This is a genomic window from Nioella aestuarii (genome assembly GCF_050896395.1).
Classification (GTDB): domain Bacteria; phylum Pseudomonadota; class Alphaproteobacteria; order Rhodobacterales; family Rhodobacteraceae; genus Nioella; species Nioella aestuarii.
The window spans coordinates 191,719-206,776 of sequence record NZ_JBPBBA010000001.1; the positions used below are offsets into that span (position 1 = coordinate 191,719).

The following is a 15,058-nucleotide window of genomic DNA, read 5'->3' on the forward strand; positions in this document are numbered from 1 at the left end:
TTCGGTCAATCGAAAAGCCCCGTATTACGCGAACATGACCCAACCGCTGCTTCGCGCCGTGCCGCTCATGGTCGTGGCCATGTTCCTGATCCCTCTGGGGGACAGCGCCGGGCGGTTGCTTGGGGCGTTTCACGACGTAAATCCGCTGTTCACTGCCTGGAGCCGCTTTGCCCTCGGGTTTCTGTTGCTGGCCCCTTTTGCCCTGACGCGCACTGCCCTTTCGCTGCTGTCGGACTGGCGCATCTGGCTGCGCGCGGCGTTTCTGATCGGCGGCATCAGCAGCATTCTGACGGCGCTGAGAACGGAGCCGATTGCCAATGTCTTCGGTGTCTTTTTCGTCGGCCCGATCCTGAGCTATTTCCTGTCCGCGCTGTTCCTGCGCGAGCAGATCACGCTGCTGCGCACCGCCCTTCTGCTTGCAGGGTTCTACGGTGTCGTCATGGTCGTCGATCCCAGATTTGGCCTGTCGCCGGGCATCGGATTTGCGATGCTTGCAGGATGTTTCTATGGGGCCTACCTGACAGCGTCACGCTGGCTTGCAGATGCCGGGCGTCCGCGTCAGTTGCTGATCACCCAACTTATGATCGGGGCGGTGGTGCTGCTACCTTTCGGTGCGCTGCACTGGCCCGAGATGACGGGTGAGATCGCCGCCTTTACGGTGGTGTCGGCACTTGGCTCCGCGCTTGGCAATCTTTTGCTGATCGTGGCCATGGGCATGGCGCCCGCGTCGCGGCTGACACCGTTCGTCTATGTCCAGTTGGTTGCCGCCACGCTGTTCGGCTTTCTGATCTTTTCGGAAATCCCGCAAGAGCGCGCCCTTCAGGGGCTTGCCCTGATCCTCTCCTCTGGCCTAGCGACCCTGTTTCTGCGGGAACGGCGCTAACGCGTCCAGTCACCGCGCGCCCGGATCTCGGTCGAAGAGACATCGACCATCGGCACGTTCAGGAAGCACCAAGCCGGTGTGTCACGATAGGCAAGGCCCTTGGCCCCGGCCGCCGGCACCTTGAAACGGCGATAAATCTGAGCGGCTTTCGCGGTGCGCGCCGATATCCGCTGCCCGGGCCGGGCCAGAACACCAACGGGGATGTTCTCCATGATCCAATCCCATCTCTGCCAGCGATGCAGGCTTGCCAGATTATCGGCCCCCATCAGCCAGACAAAGCGCACACCGGGATAGAGCGCGAAAAGCCCCTCCAACGTTTCAGCAGTATAGCGTGTGCCCAGATGTGCCTCGATATCCGTGGCTTCGATACGCGGATGCCGGATCAGTGCCCGCGCTGCCGCCATCCGCCGTTTCAGCGGCGCGGGGCCTTCGGTCTTCAACGGGTTGCCGGGGCTGACCAGCCACCATACCCGGTCCAGCCCAAACCGCTTCAACGCCTCACGGCTAACATGCATATGGCCTTCATGCGGGGGATCGAACGATCCTCCGAACAGGCCCACAGTCATCCCGGGGCGGACATATGGCAATCCCGCGCGCATGACCGCCTTTGTTGCGGCCCGCGCGCCCTCTGTCCAGAGGTCACGTGTTGACACGCCCGCATTCCTGACCTTCCCTAGACCAGTGAAGGAGCCAACCCTATGTCCACATTCGACAGCAAACACGCCGCCGACCTGCACCGGCATATTCATTCCCACCTGCCAAGCGATCCGGCGCTTCGTGTGAAAGCGTTGGAAAGCCTTGCCGTCGAAAAGGGGTTGATCGCGCCCGAGACCATCGACGCCTGGGTTGAGGCCTATTCGGAACATATCGGACCGATGCGCGGTGCGAAGGTGGTGGCGCGGGCTTGGGTTGACGCCGAGTTCAAGGCGCGCCTGCTGGCGGACGCGACTGAAGCGATCAAGGAGTTTGGATTCGAGGGCAACGCGACGGGCCACCTTAAGGCGGTCGAGAATACCGACGCGCAACACAACATGGTCGTCTGCACGCTGTGTTCCTGCTACCCGTTCTCGATCCTCGGCATGTCGCCCGCCTGGTACAAATCCGCCGCCTACCGCGCCCGCGCCGTGCGTGAACCCCGCGCCGTTCTGGCCGAATTTGGGGTGAACCTGACTGATGAGGTCGCCGTGCGGGTCTGGGATAGCACCGCTGAGTTGCGCTATCTCGTGGTGCCACAACGCCCCGCCGGGACCGAAGACTGGGATGAGGAACGGCTGGCCGGGACCGTCACCCGCAATTCGATGATCGGCACGGACCGCGATCTGTCAGCGGGGGACGCGTGATGGATGGCATTCACGATCTTGGCGGCAAGGAAGGCTATGGCCCCGTCCCAGTTGCAGAGGGCGACGCGCCGTTCGCCCATGACTGGGAACAGCGTATGTGGGGGCTGGCGCGAGAAGGCATATGCCCTTCGATGACCATCGACTGGTTTCGCCACGGGCTGGAACTGATGGTGCCGGGCGATTACCTCACCTTTTCCTACTTCCAGAAATGGGCGACGAACTACCTGATGCTGATGGTTGATGCCGGTCAGATCACACTTAAAGACCTAGAGCGCGGCTACGTTCTGGACCCCGCCGACCCGGCCAAGGCGAAGACCGTGGATCAGGTCGTTGAGCAAGTGCGCCTCGCCTGCACGGATTTCTCGGTGCCAGAGGACGCGCCCGCGCGTTTCGCCGTGGGGGACAGCGTCCGCACCCTGCGCCAGATCTCCCATAACCATACCCGCCTACCTGCCTATGCACGCGATTGCACGGGGCAGGTTATTGCTCATCATGGCAGCCATCTGTTCCCCGATGAAGGCGCACATAACCGCCATGTTGGCCAGCACCTCTACACCGTAAGCTTCACCGCGCGCGAGCTTTGGGGCCCGGATGCCAACCCGCGCGACACGGTCACGCTTGAACTGTGGGAAAGCTACCTTGTTCCAGCCTGAAAACCCCCTCGCTCCCCGCGACCCCGTGTTTGACGAGGCATGGCAGGCGCAGGTTCTTGCGATTGCCGACACGATGGTGAAGGCAGGTCGGTTCAGCGCCTCTGCTTGGGCCGAAACGCTCGGGGAAGAGCTGCGCCGCGCTGAAGCCGACGGGCGACCTGACACGACCCAGACCTATTACGAGGCCGCACTTGCAGCTCTGGAAGAGCTGACGACCGAGGCCACGGCAATCACCGGCGCAGACCTGACAGAGCGCAAGGCTGAATGGACCCGCGCCTATGAACGCACGCCCCATGGCCAGCCGGTGCTGCTGGATCGAGGACGCGACAGACAAAGCTGAGCCCTCGGCAAAGAAGGTCAGAAACCTCGCCATGTCTTTCGGTTGTTTCGCAGCGGAAGGGCCTTCGAGCGTTGTGCGCCTTGCATCAGCAATTATACCTGACTTAAGTCAGATAAATGACCCAAGACATCCAACGCATTCGCCGCTTCAACCGCGCTGTCACCTCCGAGGTCGGGGCGCTCGACACATCGTTTCTGGGGCTTGGACGCCCACTCGGATCAGCCCGCGTGCTCAACGCCATCGGCAATGGGCTTCAGGAAGTGAGAGACGTCCGCGACTATCTCGGCCTTGACTCCGGGTTGATGAGCCGCCTTCTGCGCGGGCTTGAAAGCGAAGGAATGATCACGACAGAGCCAAGCCCAGATGACAGCCGCAGACGCATCGCCCATCTGACCGATGCAGGCCGAACCGCCTTTGCAGAATATGAACGCCTGTCCGACGACCGGGCCGAAGCCATCCTGGCCCGTCACCCGCGTCCGCAGGCGATCCTTGACGCGATGGACCTGATTGCCACGGCGCTCGGGCAGGACCGCATCGGGATCACGGAGGCAGACCCGCGCAGCCCCGAAGCGATCCATTGCCTGACGCAGTATTACCAGGAACTGGAACGCCGTTTCGAAACCGGCTTCGACGTGAACCTGTCCCGCGATCCTGATGCCGCCGACATGATCCGTCCGCGCGGCGTGTTCCTGCTGGCCATGTCAGATGGGTTGCCGATTGGCTGCGTGGGCCTCAAGGGCAGCGGCGCCCCGGTGGCCGAAATCAAGCGGCTTTGGGTTTCGCCCGCCGCTCGCGGCTTGCAGCTGGCTTCCCGGCTTATGACGGGGGCAGAGGATACCGCACGCGATCTGGGGATCAGCACGCTCAGGCTCGACACCAATTCGGCGCTGCCAGAAGCTGCCGCGTTGTACCGTAAAACCGGCTGGACCGAGATCGACCGTTTCAACGACGACCCTTACCCGGACATGTTCTTCGAGAAGCGCCTGTGATCTACCAGAGCTGATCGAACCCCTTCGGTTCTGGCGCTTGGGGCAGAGGCCCGCCTGCTGTCAGCTCCGCCTCCAACCCATCGGCCAAGGCCATCACCATCTGCAGACCCTCGCGCAGTTCCGACGCACTGAACTGGGAGAGAACTGCTTGTGCGGCGATGGCTTCTCCTTGATCCAGAAGCACCCGCGCGGCCTTTTCCATCCGGCTCGACAGCCCCGCCAACCGCATTTCACGCCGTGCGAAAGCCCCGTGGATGCGCGCAAGGCAAGCCGGCCCTACCAGCCCCATGAGGTAGAGCAGCCGCTTGCATTCCGCCACGGCAGACCGACTTGCTTCGCCAGATTGAGGCACCAGTGACAACACGTCGTCCCCCCCTGCCAACACTTTGCGCATATCCATGAAACGGTGTGATTCACCGGTGGTGAGATACCGATGTGGGCCGAACTCGGCAGGCACCACACCCTGGCCCAGAAAGACCGGCGCGAATGGGGCCGCAACTGCTCCGGCAGGGGCGTGCCAAAGCGACCGCAGGCCCGCATGACCCGGATCGCGCAGCGCCACCACTTGACCATAGCCCGCCGTGTCGCCTGTCAGCCTCTCAGTCCGAATGGCCCAGATCATATCCTCGAAGCCGATGCCCCGCTCTGCGGCCCGGCGGGCCATTTCACCCTCTATCCATTCCACCCCGCCCCATCGGCCCTTGCCATCGCCATAGATCGCATTTGCATTGAATGCCCCGCCTGAATACCAGCCCAGATCCCGCGCGACGTCGACGAAATTAGCGCTGTAGAGGAAATCGGGGTGGTCCGGTTCTTCTACGGGAACATCCAGCACATAGCCGGGACGAGAGGCACGAATGCTGTCCGGTCCCAACCGTTCGGCCACCCACAACCCCTGTCCGCCCGCAAACTGGATCATCACCCAGGCTTCGTTCTCATCGGCAAAAAGATGCGAGTTTCCCCCGTAGGTGCTTTCGCCGTGCTCCGCGATCAGACCGGCACAAACCTCTACCGCCTCGCGCGCTGTGCGGGTCCGTTCCAGGGCGATCCGGGCAAGGTCGCTGTAATTGGGGCCGGTCTGGTCCGCCGGCGTCATCGCGATCAACTCTGCCCGCGAGGTCGACCAAACATCGCGCACTGCGAGCCCGTATTCATTCAACCCGCCATTGGTAATCGGGGCAGGCACGCCGAGATAATAAGAGTAACTCACCCTGATATGCGCTGCCGTGCGGGGCGCTTGCGGGATGTGGATGCGGTGGCCCGGCATGTCGGCTTCCGGCCCCACACCGACCTCAATCGTGGAATCCGGGGCATGGTCCGCCCCCGCCACGACCTCCAGCCAGTGCGAGGACGGCTCATCGCCGTAACCCGCCAACCAGCCGTGACCGTCCTTCGTATGGTTTTTCCCGACATAGATCGCGTAGCTCATCACGGTCTCCCCTGGCCCAGGCCCAGATTGCCGGGTTCCCGTTCACGCGCAATCCCCCAAGCGCCCATTGCCCCGCCCGTCCCCCTTGTCTATGTGGGTGGAAACGCGAATGCATGAGGGTTCCGATGGCTTCCTACCAGTATGTTTACCACATGGACGGTGTCTCCAAGACCTATCCCGGCGGCAAGAAATGCTTTGAGAATATCCGGCTGAGCTTCCTGCCCGGCGTGAAGATCGGTGTCGTGGGCGTCAACGGCGCGGGTAAATCCACGCTGATGAAGATCATGGCCGGGATCGACAAGGATTTCACCGGCGAGGCCTGGGCCGCCAAAGGCGCAAAGGTGGGCTACCTGCCACAGGAACCGCAATTGGATGAAAGCCTGAGCGTTCGAGACAACGTGATGCTCGGTGTGGCCGAAAAGAAGGCCAAGCTCGACCGTTTCAATGAATTGGCGATGAACTATTCGGATGAAACCGCCGACGAGATGGCGCAGTTGCAGGACGAGATCGACAGCGAAAACCTGTGGGATCTCGACAGCCAGATCGACGTTGCGCTTGAGGCGCTGCGCTGCCCCCCAGATGACGCGATGCCGACAAATCTGTCCGGCGGAGAACGTCGCCGCGTGGCGCTGTGCAAGCTGCTGCTGGAAGCACCCGACATGCTGCTGCTCGACGAACCGACCAACCACCTGGATGCGGAAACCATCGCCTGGCTGCAACAGCACCTGATCGACTACAAGGGAACGATCCTGATCGTCACCCACGACCGTTACTTCCTCGATGACATCACCGGCTGGATTCTGGAACTCGACCGTGGTCGCGGCATCCCCTACGAAGGCAACTATTCCGCTTGGCTGGAACAGAAGGCCAAACGGCTGGCACAAGAGGCCCGCGAGGATAAGTCCAAGCAGAAGACGCTGGAGCGCGAATTGGAGTGGATACGCCAGGGCGCCAAGGCACGCCAGGCCAAGCAAAAGGCCCGGATCAACGCCTATAACGACCTCGCAAGCCAGTCCGAGCGCGAAAAGATCACCCGCGCCCAGATCGTCATCCCGAACGGCCCGCGCCTTGGCAGCAAGGTGATCGAGGTCAATGGTCTGCAGAAAGCCTATGGCGACAAGTTGCTGGTCGAGGACCTGTCCTTTGCCCTGCCGCCGGGTGGCATCGTGGGCGTGATCGGCCCGAACGGCGCCGGTAAATCGACCCTCTTTCGTATGCTGACCGGGCAGGAACAGCCTGATTCCGGCACTGTGGAATATGGCGATACGGTCAAGCTGTCTTATGTGGATCAGTCCCGTGATGCGCTGGATGCGAATGCAACGGTGTGGGAGGAGATTTCTGGCGGGGCCGAGATCATCGAACTGGGCGATGCGCAGGTGAACAGCCGCGCCTATTGCTCCTCTTTCAACTTCAAGGGCGGCGACCAGCAAAAGAAGGTCGGGCTCCTGTCGGGCGGGGAACGCAACCGCGTCCACATGGCGAAGCTGCTAAAAGAAGGCGGCAACGTGCTGCTGCTCGACGAACCGACTAACGATCTGGACGTGGAGACTCTGCGCGCGCTGGAAGACGCGCTGGAAGATTTCGCGGGCTGCGCCGTGATCATCTCGCACGACCGCTTCTTCCTCGACCGCCTATGTACCCACATCCTGGCCTTCGAAGGCGAGGCCCATGTGGAATGGTTCGAAGGCAACTTCGAGGCCTATGAGGAAGACAAGAAACGCCGCCTTGGCCCCGACGCGCTGGAACCCAAGCGGGTGAAGTACAAAAAGTTCGTGCGGTAAATACGTTCAGAGAACATGCATAGGATGGGTGCAAACACCCATCCTAGCCAGAAAATCCGAACGCGTTTTCAAAGCTTTGGGATACGGTGCCTGTCGGCCAAGATGGGCCCGCCCAAGACGCCGCCCATTTTGAGGCAAGGTGGGCAGAACTGCCCACCCTACGCATATCAGAAAAGCCACTGCGCAAGATCCGCTCGGAACTGGTTGGTTATTTCTGTCTTTTCCGGGGATGTTTGCTTCTGAAGGACTGTTTCTTTCTTCGGAAGAGTGAAATCCGGTGGAAGGTTCAGGAAGGATCCCAGGTCGGCCAAGACCTTTTCCGGTTCGGACACCAGCTGTTCATAAATGACTGTCCGCCGCGGAAAGCCTGACGCAGAGCACACGCGGTCAATCAGCTCGTTGCTTTTGACGATTGCATCAAATTTAGAGAGCAGCGACTGGAAATCATATTCTATCGGATCGGTGCCCGAGCGCTTGACGCTTTGCTGACTTGTCCATTGCCCGGTTTGGAGAGCGAAGTGAAGCGACACCGCCTGTGCGAGCAGATCCTCGCGTCGAATGTGGATGATTTTGACAGCCGGAAACATCGCAAAAATGTTCCATCGCGCAAGCATGGCAATCTGTTCACCAGACGCCTTTACACCAAAGCCAAGCTCTTCCCCACGCCGAGATACGACGCTGTGCAGATAGTCCTGAAAGGACTCGAGCTTCAACAGGGCTGATTGCCGGGTCACGGTATCCCAGTTCAGGGATTCCTGAAATCCACCTATCCCTGGAACTTGCCGCAGGTGTTCAGCCAAAAGGTTCGAGCCACTTCTATTGACGAATGCCAGAATGATAAGCGGCTGATCGAAAACAGGAGAGTCGCCCGTAAAGACGACCTCCTTCAGAGCTTCCGCTATCTTTTCTTCATGAGGCTTCGCTGAAACCTTAGTGGACACCACGTCAGACACCGCTTCAGACAAGTGCTTCGCGGTCACGAACCCAATCCTACGAAACAGTCGCCTCACTGATCAAGAAAGCTCCGCAGTTTCCGAGACCGGCTCGGATGCTTGAGCTTTCGCAAGGCTTTCGCCTCGATCTGGCGGATACGTTCGCGGGTGACGCTGAATTGCTGGCCGACTTCTTCCAGCGTGTGGTCAGTGTTCATGCCGATGCCGAAGCGCATACGCAGCACACGCTCTTCGCGGGGGGTCAGCGATGCCAGAACGCGGGTGGTGGTTTCTTTCAGGTTTTCCTGAATCGCACTGTCGAGCGGCAGAACCGCGTTCTTGTCCTCGATGAAATCACCGAGCTGCGAATCCTCTTCGTCGCCAATCGGCGTCTCCAGAGAGATCGGCTCCTTGGCGATCTTCATCACCTTGCGAACCTTTTCGAGCGGCATCTGCAGCTTTTCGGCCAGTTCTTCCGGCGTCGGTTCGCGGCCGATTTCATGCAGCATCTGGCGGCCTGTACGGACCAGCTTGTTGATCGTCTCGATCATGTGGACCGGGATACGGATCGTACGGGCCTGGTCGGCGATAGACCGGGTAATAGCCTGCCGAATCCACCACGTCGCGTAGGTCGAGAACTTGTAGCCGCGACGATATTCGAACTTATCGACCGCTTTCATCAGGCCGATATTGCCTTCCTGGATGAGGTCGAGGAATTGCAGGCCGCGGTTGGTGTATTTCTTGGCGATGGAAATCACGAGACGCAGGTTGGCCTCGACCATTTCCTTCTTGGCCTGACGGGCCTCTTTCTCACCCTTCTGAACCTGCTGCACGATGCGGCGGAACTCGCTGATGTCGAGACCCACATAGGTGCCGACCTGTGCCATGTCAGCGCGCAGTTCTTCCACCTTGTCGCGAGAGCGTTCCATAAGCCCCTGCCAGGCACGCCCCGGCTTTTCGGCCATGCGGTCGACCCAGGTGGGGTCCAGTTCATAGCCACGGTAGCTTTCGATAAATTCACGGCGGTTGATACGGGCCTGATCGGCAAGTTTCACCATGCCGCTGTCAATCGACATGACGCGGCGGTTGATGCCATAAAGCTGGTCGATCAGTGCTTCGATCCGGTTGTTATGGAGATGAAGCTCATTCACCAGCAGAACGATTTCAGAGCGGAGCTTCTGGTAGACCGATTCCTCGGTCGCAGAAAAACTGGAATCCTCGTTCAGAGTGGCCGAGATCCGCAGATCCTGCATGGCGGCAAGCTGTTCGTAGTCCGAGGCGATGCGGTCCAGCGTTTCCAGAACGCGGGGCTTTAGGGCCGCTTCCATCGCGGCAAGGCTCATGTTGGCCTGCTCATCCTCGTCCTCGTCATCGTCAGACGAAATCGGGTTGCCGTCGGCGTCCAGCTCTTGCTCTTTTTCCTTCTTCTCGGCGCTTGGTGCCCCCGTGGACAGGCCCTGTTCGACTGGGGACTGTTCATCGTCATCTTCCAGCGAGCTGCCAAATGTGGCGTCGAGATCGATCACGTCGCGCAGAAGAATCTCTTCGTCCAGAAGTTCGTCGCGCCAGATGGTGATGGCCTGGAAGGTCAGCGGGCTTTCGCAAAGCCCTGCGATCATCGTGTTGCGGCCAGCCTCGATGCGCTTGGCGATTGCGATTTCGCCCTCGCGGGACAGCAGTTCGACGGACCCCATTTCGCGCAGATACATGCGAACCGGGTCATCGGTGCGGTCGAGCTTTTCAGTTTCGGCGGTGGACACCGCGACATCGCGCGACGAAGAGGTTTCGACCACGGCAGTCGAACCTTGCGCCTCTGGATCTTCCTCGGCCTCGTCATCTTCGATCACGTTGATGCCCATTTCGGACAGCATCGACATCACGTCTTCGATCTGCTCCGAGCTGACCTGTTCAGGCGGCAGCACCGTGTTCAGCTGATCATAGGTGATGTACCCCCGCGTCCTGGCCTCGGCGATCATCTTTTTGACGGCGGCCTGGCTCATGTCGAGGCTGACATCAGCCTCTTCACCGTCGGATTTACGATCGTCGGTATCTTTTGCCATACGGTATCCCCTTCGCGGGCGGATGATTCGCCCCATGCGTCAAATTCTGTTCTAAGCGCGAATCATTGATTCGCACACCCGCGCTAGCGGGTTTTCTTCTCCCACACGCGGCTTTCTATCAAGTCCCGCAAGCGTTTGGACAGCACGCTTTCGTCCTCTGGTGATGCTGAACTGCTGCCAGTCTTCGGTGATTCGGCCTGTTGCCGGGCATGTAGTGCGCTGTTCAAACGCCAACCAAGTCTTGATTCGTCCCCATCGTCGAGATCCTCCAGCGCTTCGGCCATTTCGTCCTGAATGCCGCGCCGCGCCGCGAGCTTTGCAAATTCCTCGGCCAGGCAGAGCGCCGCCTTTTCCGTATCACCGGGCGCGCGCACGCAAGGCGAAATACGCACGTGGCCCAGTGAGAGCAAGTTTTCAAGGGTTCGAGACAAATTAGCATGTTCGAGCGCCGCGCGCAGAGCGTCAGGGTCACGTTCCGGGGTGCCAAGAAGGAAACCTGTCAGACGCGCCTGATCGGGGTCAACGGGGTCTAGCCGGTCGAGCGCGTGTTCAAATTCGTCGATCAGTGCCGGAGTAACACAGAGCGTGGCGAGGATCAGGGCAGAGCGCATGTCCAGATCAGTCATCGCACCTGCGGCCAACGGCGTGGCACGGGTTTCGGCCATGGGCGTGGCAACGGCGCGCTGCGGGAAGCGGCCCGGCTGCCACGCGGCGCGGGCCGGGCGGGAAGTGCGGAACAACTCGTAACGCATGTCCTTGAGCACCTGCCCGTAGTGGTGGCGCAGGGACGGATCCTTGATCTGGCCAATGGCCTGGCGCAGCGATTTGTCCAGCGCGGCGCGGCGTTCGGGGCTGTCAAACACCTTACCCTCGGTTTCGCGTTGCCACAGAAGCTTGACCATCGGATCGGCGCGATCCAGCAGATCCTGCATCGAGCTCGCACCCTTTTCCTTGATCAGGTCATCGGGGTCTTTGCCCTGCGGCAGCAGCACGAAGCGCAGAGATTTGCCCGCCTCCATCAAAGGCAGGGCCAGGTCGATCAGGCGCATTGCGGCCTGCAACCCGGCACGGTCACCGTCCAACGCCACAATCGGTTCATCGGAAATGCGCCAAAGAAGGTGCAGCTGATTGTCAGTGATGGCGGTTCCAAGGGGCGCGACGGCGCCGGTGAACCCGGCCTGCGACAGCGCGATCACGTCCATATAGCCCTCGGCGACGATCAGCGGCTGACCTTTGCCCACAGCCTCGCGCGCAGGCCCGTGATTATACAATGCGCGCCCCTTGTCGAAGAGCTCTGTCTCGCGGGAATTGAGGTACTTCGCCCGTGCATTTGGGTCCATCGCCCGGCCACCGAAGCCGATGCAACGCCCGCGCGGGTCGCGGATCGGGAACATGATCCGGTCGCGGAACGCGTCATAGGGCGCGCCGCCATCGTCGGGCTTGCTGGCAATCCCGGCTGCCACGATCAGTTCAGGGTCATGGCCCTTTTCCTTCAGCGCCTGAAACGCGCCCTGCCGCGATCCAGGTGCATAGCCCAGTTCAAACCGGTCCTGCGCTGCCTGATCGAGGCCCCGCCGGTCAACATAGGCCCGCGCCTGCGTGCCAGCGGACGCGCGCAATTGCAGCCGGTACCAAGCCACAGCGGCCTCTGTCACCTCGGCCAGTTGAGTCCGCCGATCGGCCTTGGCCTGTGCCTGCGGGTCGCGCGCTGGCATAGGCATCCCGGCTTCTCGGGCGAGGATCTCGATCGCTTCCATGAAGCCTACATTTTCGGTCGATTGCACGAAGCTGATGGCATCGCCTTTTTCATGGCAGCCAAAGCAGTAATAGAACCCCTTGCGATCATCGACATGGAAGCTGGCCGTCTTTTCCTGATGGAAGGGGCAAGGCGCCCACATGTCGCCTTTGCCCTGGTTCGACTTCCGCTGATCCCACGTGACCTTGCGCCCCACGACCTGCGTGAGGGAGATTCGGGTGCGAAGCTCATCTAGGAAACCGGGGGGTAGACTCATGTGGCGGAGTATCTTGCGGAGGCGAGGGGAAGTCCAGAAGCCGCAGACAGGTCGATTTTCACAGTTTTGCCACAATCACGCCCGAATGCGGGCACATTGTGACGTCATTTAGGCGATTAGGGGGCGCTTCCGAGAGGAAACGCGAAATGTTTGCCAAGTTCTTATACACCGAGTCCGGGGCTGTGACCGTCGATTGGATTGTATTGACCGCTTTTCTGTGCGGCCTCTCCATTGCCGTTGTCTCAATGCTCAGTGTTGCTGCCCGGGAACCCGCCAATACCCTTAACTCCGTGCTGGCTGACGATGTGATCGCCGCTCACGCCAGTTTCGACTAAGGTCGGTCTCGACGCCGGGTCCGGTTTGGACCAGTCTGCCCCCATGCTGACCCCGTTCGAGATTCCCACAAATGGCCCCGGCCTTTACGAATTCACCACCTCGCTGGCCCAATGGCTGGCGGGGTTGTCTGCGTCCGAGGGGCTGTTGATCCTTCATATCCAGCACACCTCGGCCTCGCTTCTGATACAGGAAAATGCCGATCCCGAGGTGCAGACCGACCTGACGGCCTATTTTCACCGGCTGGTGCCACCCACCACCGATCCGTCGATGTCCTATCTGACGCATACCTATGAAGGCCCCGACGACATGCCCGCTCACATCAAGGCTGCGATCATGCCCGTAAGCCTGACCATCCCGGTCAGCAACGGGCGAATGCTGCTTGGAACATGGCAGGGTATCTATGTCGTGGAACACCGCACCCGCCCGCATCGGCGCCAGGTTGTGGCCAAGCTGCTACCCGGGTGACCCCTTATCTTGGGGGTGACAAATCCCCCCTACCCAAGGTCTCGCGGCTGACCTATAGTACCTGTGGATAACTGGGGCATCAGACCCTAATGGCAGAGCAGAGTGGAATAGGGGGGCTGGCCCATGCGGTGCCCGTTTTGCGGAAATGTTGATACCCAGGTGAAAGATTCACGCCCGGCAGAGGATCATGTCGCGATCCGCCGTCGCCGGTTTTGTCCCGCCTGCGGAGGTCGGTTCACAACCTATGAACGCGTGCAGCTGCGCGATCTGGTGGTGATCAAATCCAGCGGCAAACGCGAAGATTTCGACCGAGACAAGCTGGAACGCTCGATCAGGATTTCGATGCAGAAACGCCCCGTGGATCCAGAGCGGATCGACCAGATGATATCCGGCATCGTCCGGCGGCTGGAAAGCATGGGCGAGACTGACATCCCATCAAAGCAGATCGGTGAGATCGTGATGGAAGCGCTGGCTCGGATCGATACCGTGGCCTACGTACGCTTCGCCAGTGTCTATAAGAATTTCCAGGCCGCAGATGATTTCGAGGATTTCGTGGCCGAGCTACGGCCGCCGTCTCAACCCGAAAGCTGAGCAATGACCCAGGACGACGCCCGCTGGATGCGCCATGCGCTGAGCCTTGGCGCGCGCGGGGCGGGTCAGGTCTGGCCGAACCCGGCCGTGGGCTGCGTGATCGTCAAACAGGGCCGTGTGGTCGGTCGTGGCTGGACCGCACCGGGTGGGCGCCCCCATGCGGAGCCGCAGGCACTGGAACAGGCTGGAGACGACGCCGTTGGGGCCACCGCCTATGTGACTTTGGAACCCTGCGCCCATTGGGGACAGACGCCGCCCTGCGCTGACGCGCTGATCCGCGCCTCGGTGGCGCGGGTTGTGGTTGCCATGCGTGATCCGGACCCTCGCACGGATGGCAGCGGCATCGACCGGCTGCGCGCGGCAGGTGTAGCTGTCACCGGCCCGGTATTGGAGGACGAGGCCCGTCGTGCACATCGCGGGTTTCTGTCACGGGTGCAAAAGGGTCGCCCAAGCATGACCTTGAAGCTCGCCAGTTCCTTTGACGGACGCATCGCAACAGCGACCGGTGAAAGCCAGTGGATCACCGGACCCGATGCGCGCCGCGCGGTCCACGCCATGCGGATGCGCCATGATGCGGTGATGGTGGGTGCGGGGACAGCACGGGCCGATGATCCCTCGCTGACCGTGCGCGGCTTGGGTGCGGCACACCAGCCGGTGCGCGTCGTGATCTCGCGCCATCTGGATCTGCCACAAGATGGGGCCATTGCACGCACCGCACGGGATGTGCCGGTCTGGCTTCTGTGTGGGGAAAGTGCCGATGCAGATTTGCGGGCTGCGTGGGAAGAGCTCGGCGCGCGGGTACTTGTCGTGGAGGCCGGTGCAGGCGGCCAGGTGGATCCCGGCGCGGCCCTTCGGACCCTCGGCCGCGAAGGGCTGACCTCGGTGTTCTGCGAAGGCGGGGGGGCACTTGCGGCCTCGCTATTATCGGCCGATTTGGTGGATGATCTGGTGGGGTTCACCGCAGGTCTGGCGATCGGCGCGGAAGGCCAACCGGCAATAGGAGCAATGGGATTGGCCACGTTAGCAGAAGCGCCGCGATTCCACCTGCTTGCCACCCGAAGGATCGGCGCGGACATCCTTCATGAATGGGCACGTTCCCCTTCTTCTTGGTGAAGATACTCCGGGGGTCCGGGGGCAGCGCCCCCGGGAATGCTCTTCGAAGAGCATTTTCGCGGCCCGGTACGGGCCGCGCGGATCGACGCGCCAAAGGCGCGGCGAAACAGCTATCGTCAGTCAGTATTAGACGC

Annotated in this window: 15 protein-coding genes; 10 read left to right on the forward strand and 5 right to left on the reverse strand. The window is 61.1% G+C overall.

The genetic code is table 11. The features are described from left to right. Window positions 1-34: 34 nt before the first annotated feature. A complete protein-coding gene (locus ACROHD_RS01020; RefSeq protein ID WP_432675406.1) occupies window positions 35-883 on the forward strand; it encodes a DMT family transporter in 849 nt (282 codons plus the stop codon). Here the strand turns inward: ACROHD_RS01020 and ACROHD_RS01025 are convergent. Continuing rightward, on the reverse strand, window positions 880-1,482 hold the full coding sequence (locus ACROHD_RS01025) for a nicotinate-nucleotide adenylyltransferase (RefSeq protein WP_432675506.1): 603 nt from the start codon (window positions 1,480-1,482) through the stop codon (window positions 880-882). The two genes, ACROHD_RS01020 and ACROHD_RS01025, sit on opposite strands and share 4 nt — an antisense overlap. A 99-nt stretch (window positions 1,483-1,581) precedes the next feature. On the opposite strand from ACROHD_RS01025, the gene nthA reads away from it, so the two are divergent. From nthA to ACROHD_RS01045, 4 genes are all read left to right on the forward strand, one after another. After that, window positions 1,582-2,223, forward strand: coding sequence for a nitrile hydratase subunit alpha (gene nthA / locus ACROHD_RS01030; protein ID WP_432675407.1), 642 nt, complete (start codon window positions 1,582-1,584; stop codon window positions 2,221-2,223). Beyond that, on the forward strand, window positions 2,223-2,876 hold the full coding sequence (nthB, locus tag ACROHD_RS01035) for a nitrile hydratase subunit beta (protein WP_432675408.1): 654 nt from the start codon (window positions 2,223-2,225) through the stop codon (window positions 2,874-2,876). The genes nthA and nthB overlap by 1 nt, the downstream gene beginning before the upstream one ends. 25 nt (window positions 2,877-2,901) lie before the next feature. Beyond that, window positions 2,902-3,216 (forward strand): nitrile hydratase accessory protein, encoded by a 315-nt coding sequence (locus ACROHD_RS01040; RefSeq protein WP_432675409.1) that lies wholly within the window; start codon window positions 2,902-2,904, stop codon window positions 3,214-3,216. Window positions 3,217-3,332: 116 nt separating this feature from the next. Next, window positions 3,333-4,205 (forward strand): bifunctional helix-turn-helix transcriptional regulator/GNAT family N-acetyltransferase, encoded by an 873-nt coding sequence (locus ACROHD_RS01045; protein ID WP_432675410.1) that lies wholly within the window; start codon window positions 3,333-3,335, stop codon window positions 4,203-4,205. 1 nt (window position 4,206) lies between these two features. Here ACROHD_RS01045 and ACROHD_RS01050 read toward each other — a convergent pair whose 3' ends face one another. Then, on the reverse strand, window positions 4,207-5,634 hold the full coding sequence (locus ACROHD_RS01050) for a C69 family dipeptidase (protein WP_432675411.1): 1,428 nt from the start codon (window positions 5,632-5,634) through the stop codon (window positions 4,207-4,209). Window positions 5,635-5,759: 125 nt separating this feature from the next. Between ACROHD_RS01050 and ettA the strand changes: the two genes are divergently transcribed. After that, on the forward strand, window positions 5,760-7,415 hold the full coding sequence (gene ettA, locus ACROHD_RS01055; protein WP_432675412.1) for an energy-dependent translational throttle protein EttA: 1,656 nt from the start codon (window positions 5,760-5,762) through the stop codon (window positions 7,413-7,415). A 167-nt stretch (window positions 7,416-7,582) separates the two neighbouring features. Here the strand turns inward: ettA and ACROHD_RS01060 are convergent, their stop codons facing one another. From ACROHD_RS01060 to dnaG, 3 genes are all read right to left on the reverse strand, one after another. Next, window positions 7,583-8,395: a Stf0 family sulfotransferase gene (locus ACROHD_RS01060; RefSeq protein ID WP_432675413.1), complete on the reverse strand. Its 813-nt coding sequence runs from the start codon at window positions 8,393-8,395 to the stop codon at window positions 7,583-7,585. Between the two features lie 26 nt (window positions 8,396-8,421). After that, window positions 8,422-10,407 carry an RNA polymerase sigma factor RpoD gene (gene rpoD / locus ACROHD_RS01065; protein ID WP_432675414.1) on the reverse strand — a complete coding sequence of 662 codons (1,986 nt, stop codon included), beginning with the start codon at window positions 10,405-10,407 and terminating at the stop codon, window positions 8,422-8,424. Window positions 10,408-10,490: 83 nt separating this feature from the next. Continuing rightward, window positions 10,491-12,419, reverse strand: a complete 1,929-nt coding sequence (gene dnaG, locus ACROHD_RS01070) for a DNA primase (RefSeq protein ID WP_432675415.1) — start codon at window positions 12,417-12,419, stop codon at window positions 10,491-10,493. Window positions 12,420-12,565: 146 nt separating this feature from the next. Here dnaG and ACROHD_RS01075 point away from each other — a divergent pair, with 146 nt between their 5' ends. The 4 genes from ACROHD_RS01075 to ribD all read left to right on the forward strand — a co-directional run bounded on the left by ACROHD_RS01075 (window position 12,566) and on the right by ribD (window position 14,924). Beyond that, window positions 12,566-12,754 (forward strand): hypothetical protein, encoded by a 189-nt coding sequence (locus tag ACROHD_RS01075; protein WP_432675417.1) that lies wholly within the window; start codon window positions 12,566-12,568, stop codon window positions 12,752-12,754. Between the two features lie 43 nt (window positions 12,755-12,797). Then, window positions 12,798-13,220: a secondary thiamine-phosphate synthase enzyme YjbQ gene (locus tag ACROHD_RS01080; RefSeq protein WP_432675418.1), complete on the forward strand. Its 423-nt coding sequence runs from the start codon at window positions 12,798-12,800 to the stop codon at window positions 13,218-13,220. Between the two features lie 123 nt (window positions 13,221-13,343). Then, entirely contained in the window at window positions 13,344-13,811 is a 468-nt protein-coding gene (gene nrdR, locus ACROHD_RS01085; RefSeq protein ID WP_432675419.1) for a transcriptional regulator NrdR, read from the forward strand. A 3-nt stretch (window positions 13,812-13,814) separates the two neighbouring features. Next, window positions 13,815-14,924 carry a bifunctional diaminohydroxyphosphoribosylaminopyrimidine deaminase/5-amino-6-(5-phosphoribosylamino)uracil reductase RibD gene (ribD, locus tag ACROHD_RS01090; protein ID WP_432675420.1) on the forward strand — a complete coding sequence of 370 codons (1,110 nt, stop codon included), beginning with the start codon at window positions 13,815-13,817 and terminating at the stop codon, window positions 14,922-14,924. Window positions 14,925-15,058 lie beyond the last annotated feature (134 nt).

Bases quoted from the DNA above. Each gene is read 5' to 3' on its own strand.
- ribD (WP_432675420.1), top strand. From the start codon at position 13,815: ATGACCCAGGACGACGCCCGCTGGATGCGCCATGCGCTGAGCCTTGGC.
- dnaG (WP_432675415.1), bottom strand. From the start codon at position 12,419: ATGAGTCTACCCCCCGGTTTCCTAGATGAGCTTCGCACCCGAATCTCC.
- ACROHD_RS01025 (WP_432675506.1), bottom strand. From the start codon at position 1,482: ATGCGCGCGGGATTGCCATATGTCCGCCCCGGGATGACTGTGGGCCTG.
- nthA (WP_432675407.1), top strand. From the start codon at position 1,582: ATGTCCACATTCGACAGCAAACACGCCGCCGACCTGCACCGGCATATT.
- nthB (WP_432675408.1), top strand. From the start codon at position 2,223: ATGGATGGCATTCACGATCTTGGCGGCAAGGAAGGCTATGGCCCCGTC.
- ettA (WP_432675412.1), top strand. From the start codon at position 5,760: ATGGCTTCCTACCAGTATGTTTACCACATGGACGGTGTCTCCAAGACC.
- ACROHD_RS01020 (WP_432675406.1), top strand. From the start codon at position 35: ATGACCCAACCGCTGCTTCGCGCCGTGCCGCTCATGGTCGTGGCCATG.
- ACROHD_RS01050 (WP_432675411.1), bottom strand. From the start codon at position 5,634: ATGAGCTACGCGATCTATGTCGGGAAAAACCATACGAAGGACGGTCAC.
- ACROHD_RS01045 (WP_432675410.1), top strand. From the start codon at position 3,333: ATGACCCAAGACATCCAACGCATTCGCCGCTTCAACCGCGCTGTCACC.
- ACROHD_RS01080 (WP_432675418.1), top strand. From the start codon at position 12,798: ATGCTGACCCCGTTCGAGATTCCCACAAATGGCCCCGGCCTTTACGAA.
- rpoD (WP_432675414.1), bottom strand. From the start codon at position 10,407: ATGGCAAAAGATACCGACGATCGTAAATCCGACGGTGAAGAGGCTGAT.
- ACROHD_RS01075 (WP_432675417.1), top strand. From the start codon at position 12,566: ATGTTTGCCAAGTTCTTATACACCGAGTCCGGGGCTGTGACCGTCGAT.
- nrdR (WP_432675419.1), top strand. From the start codon at position 13,344: ATGCGGTGCCCGTTTTGCGGAAATGTTGATACCCAGGTGAAAGATTCA.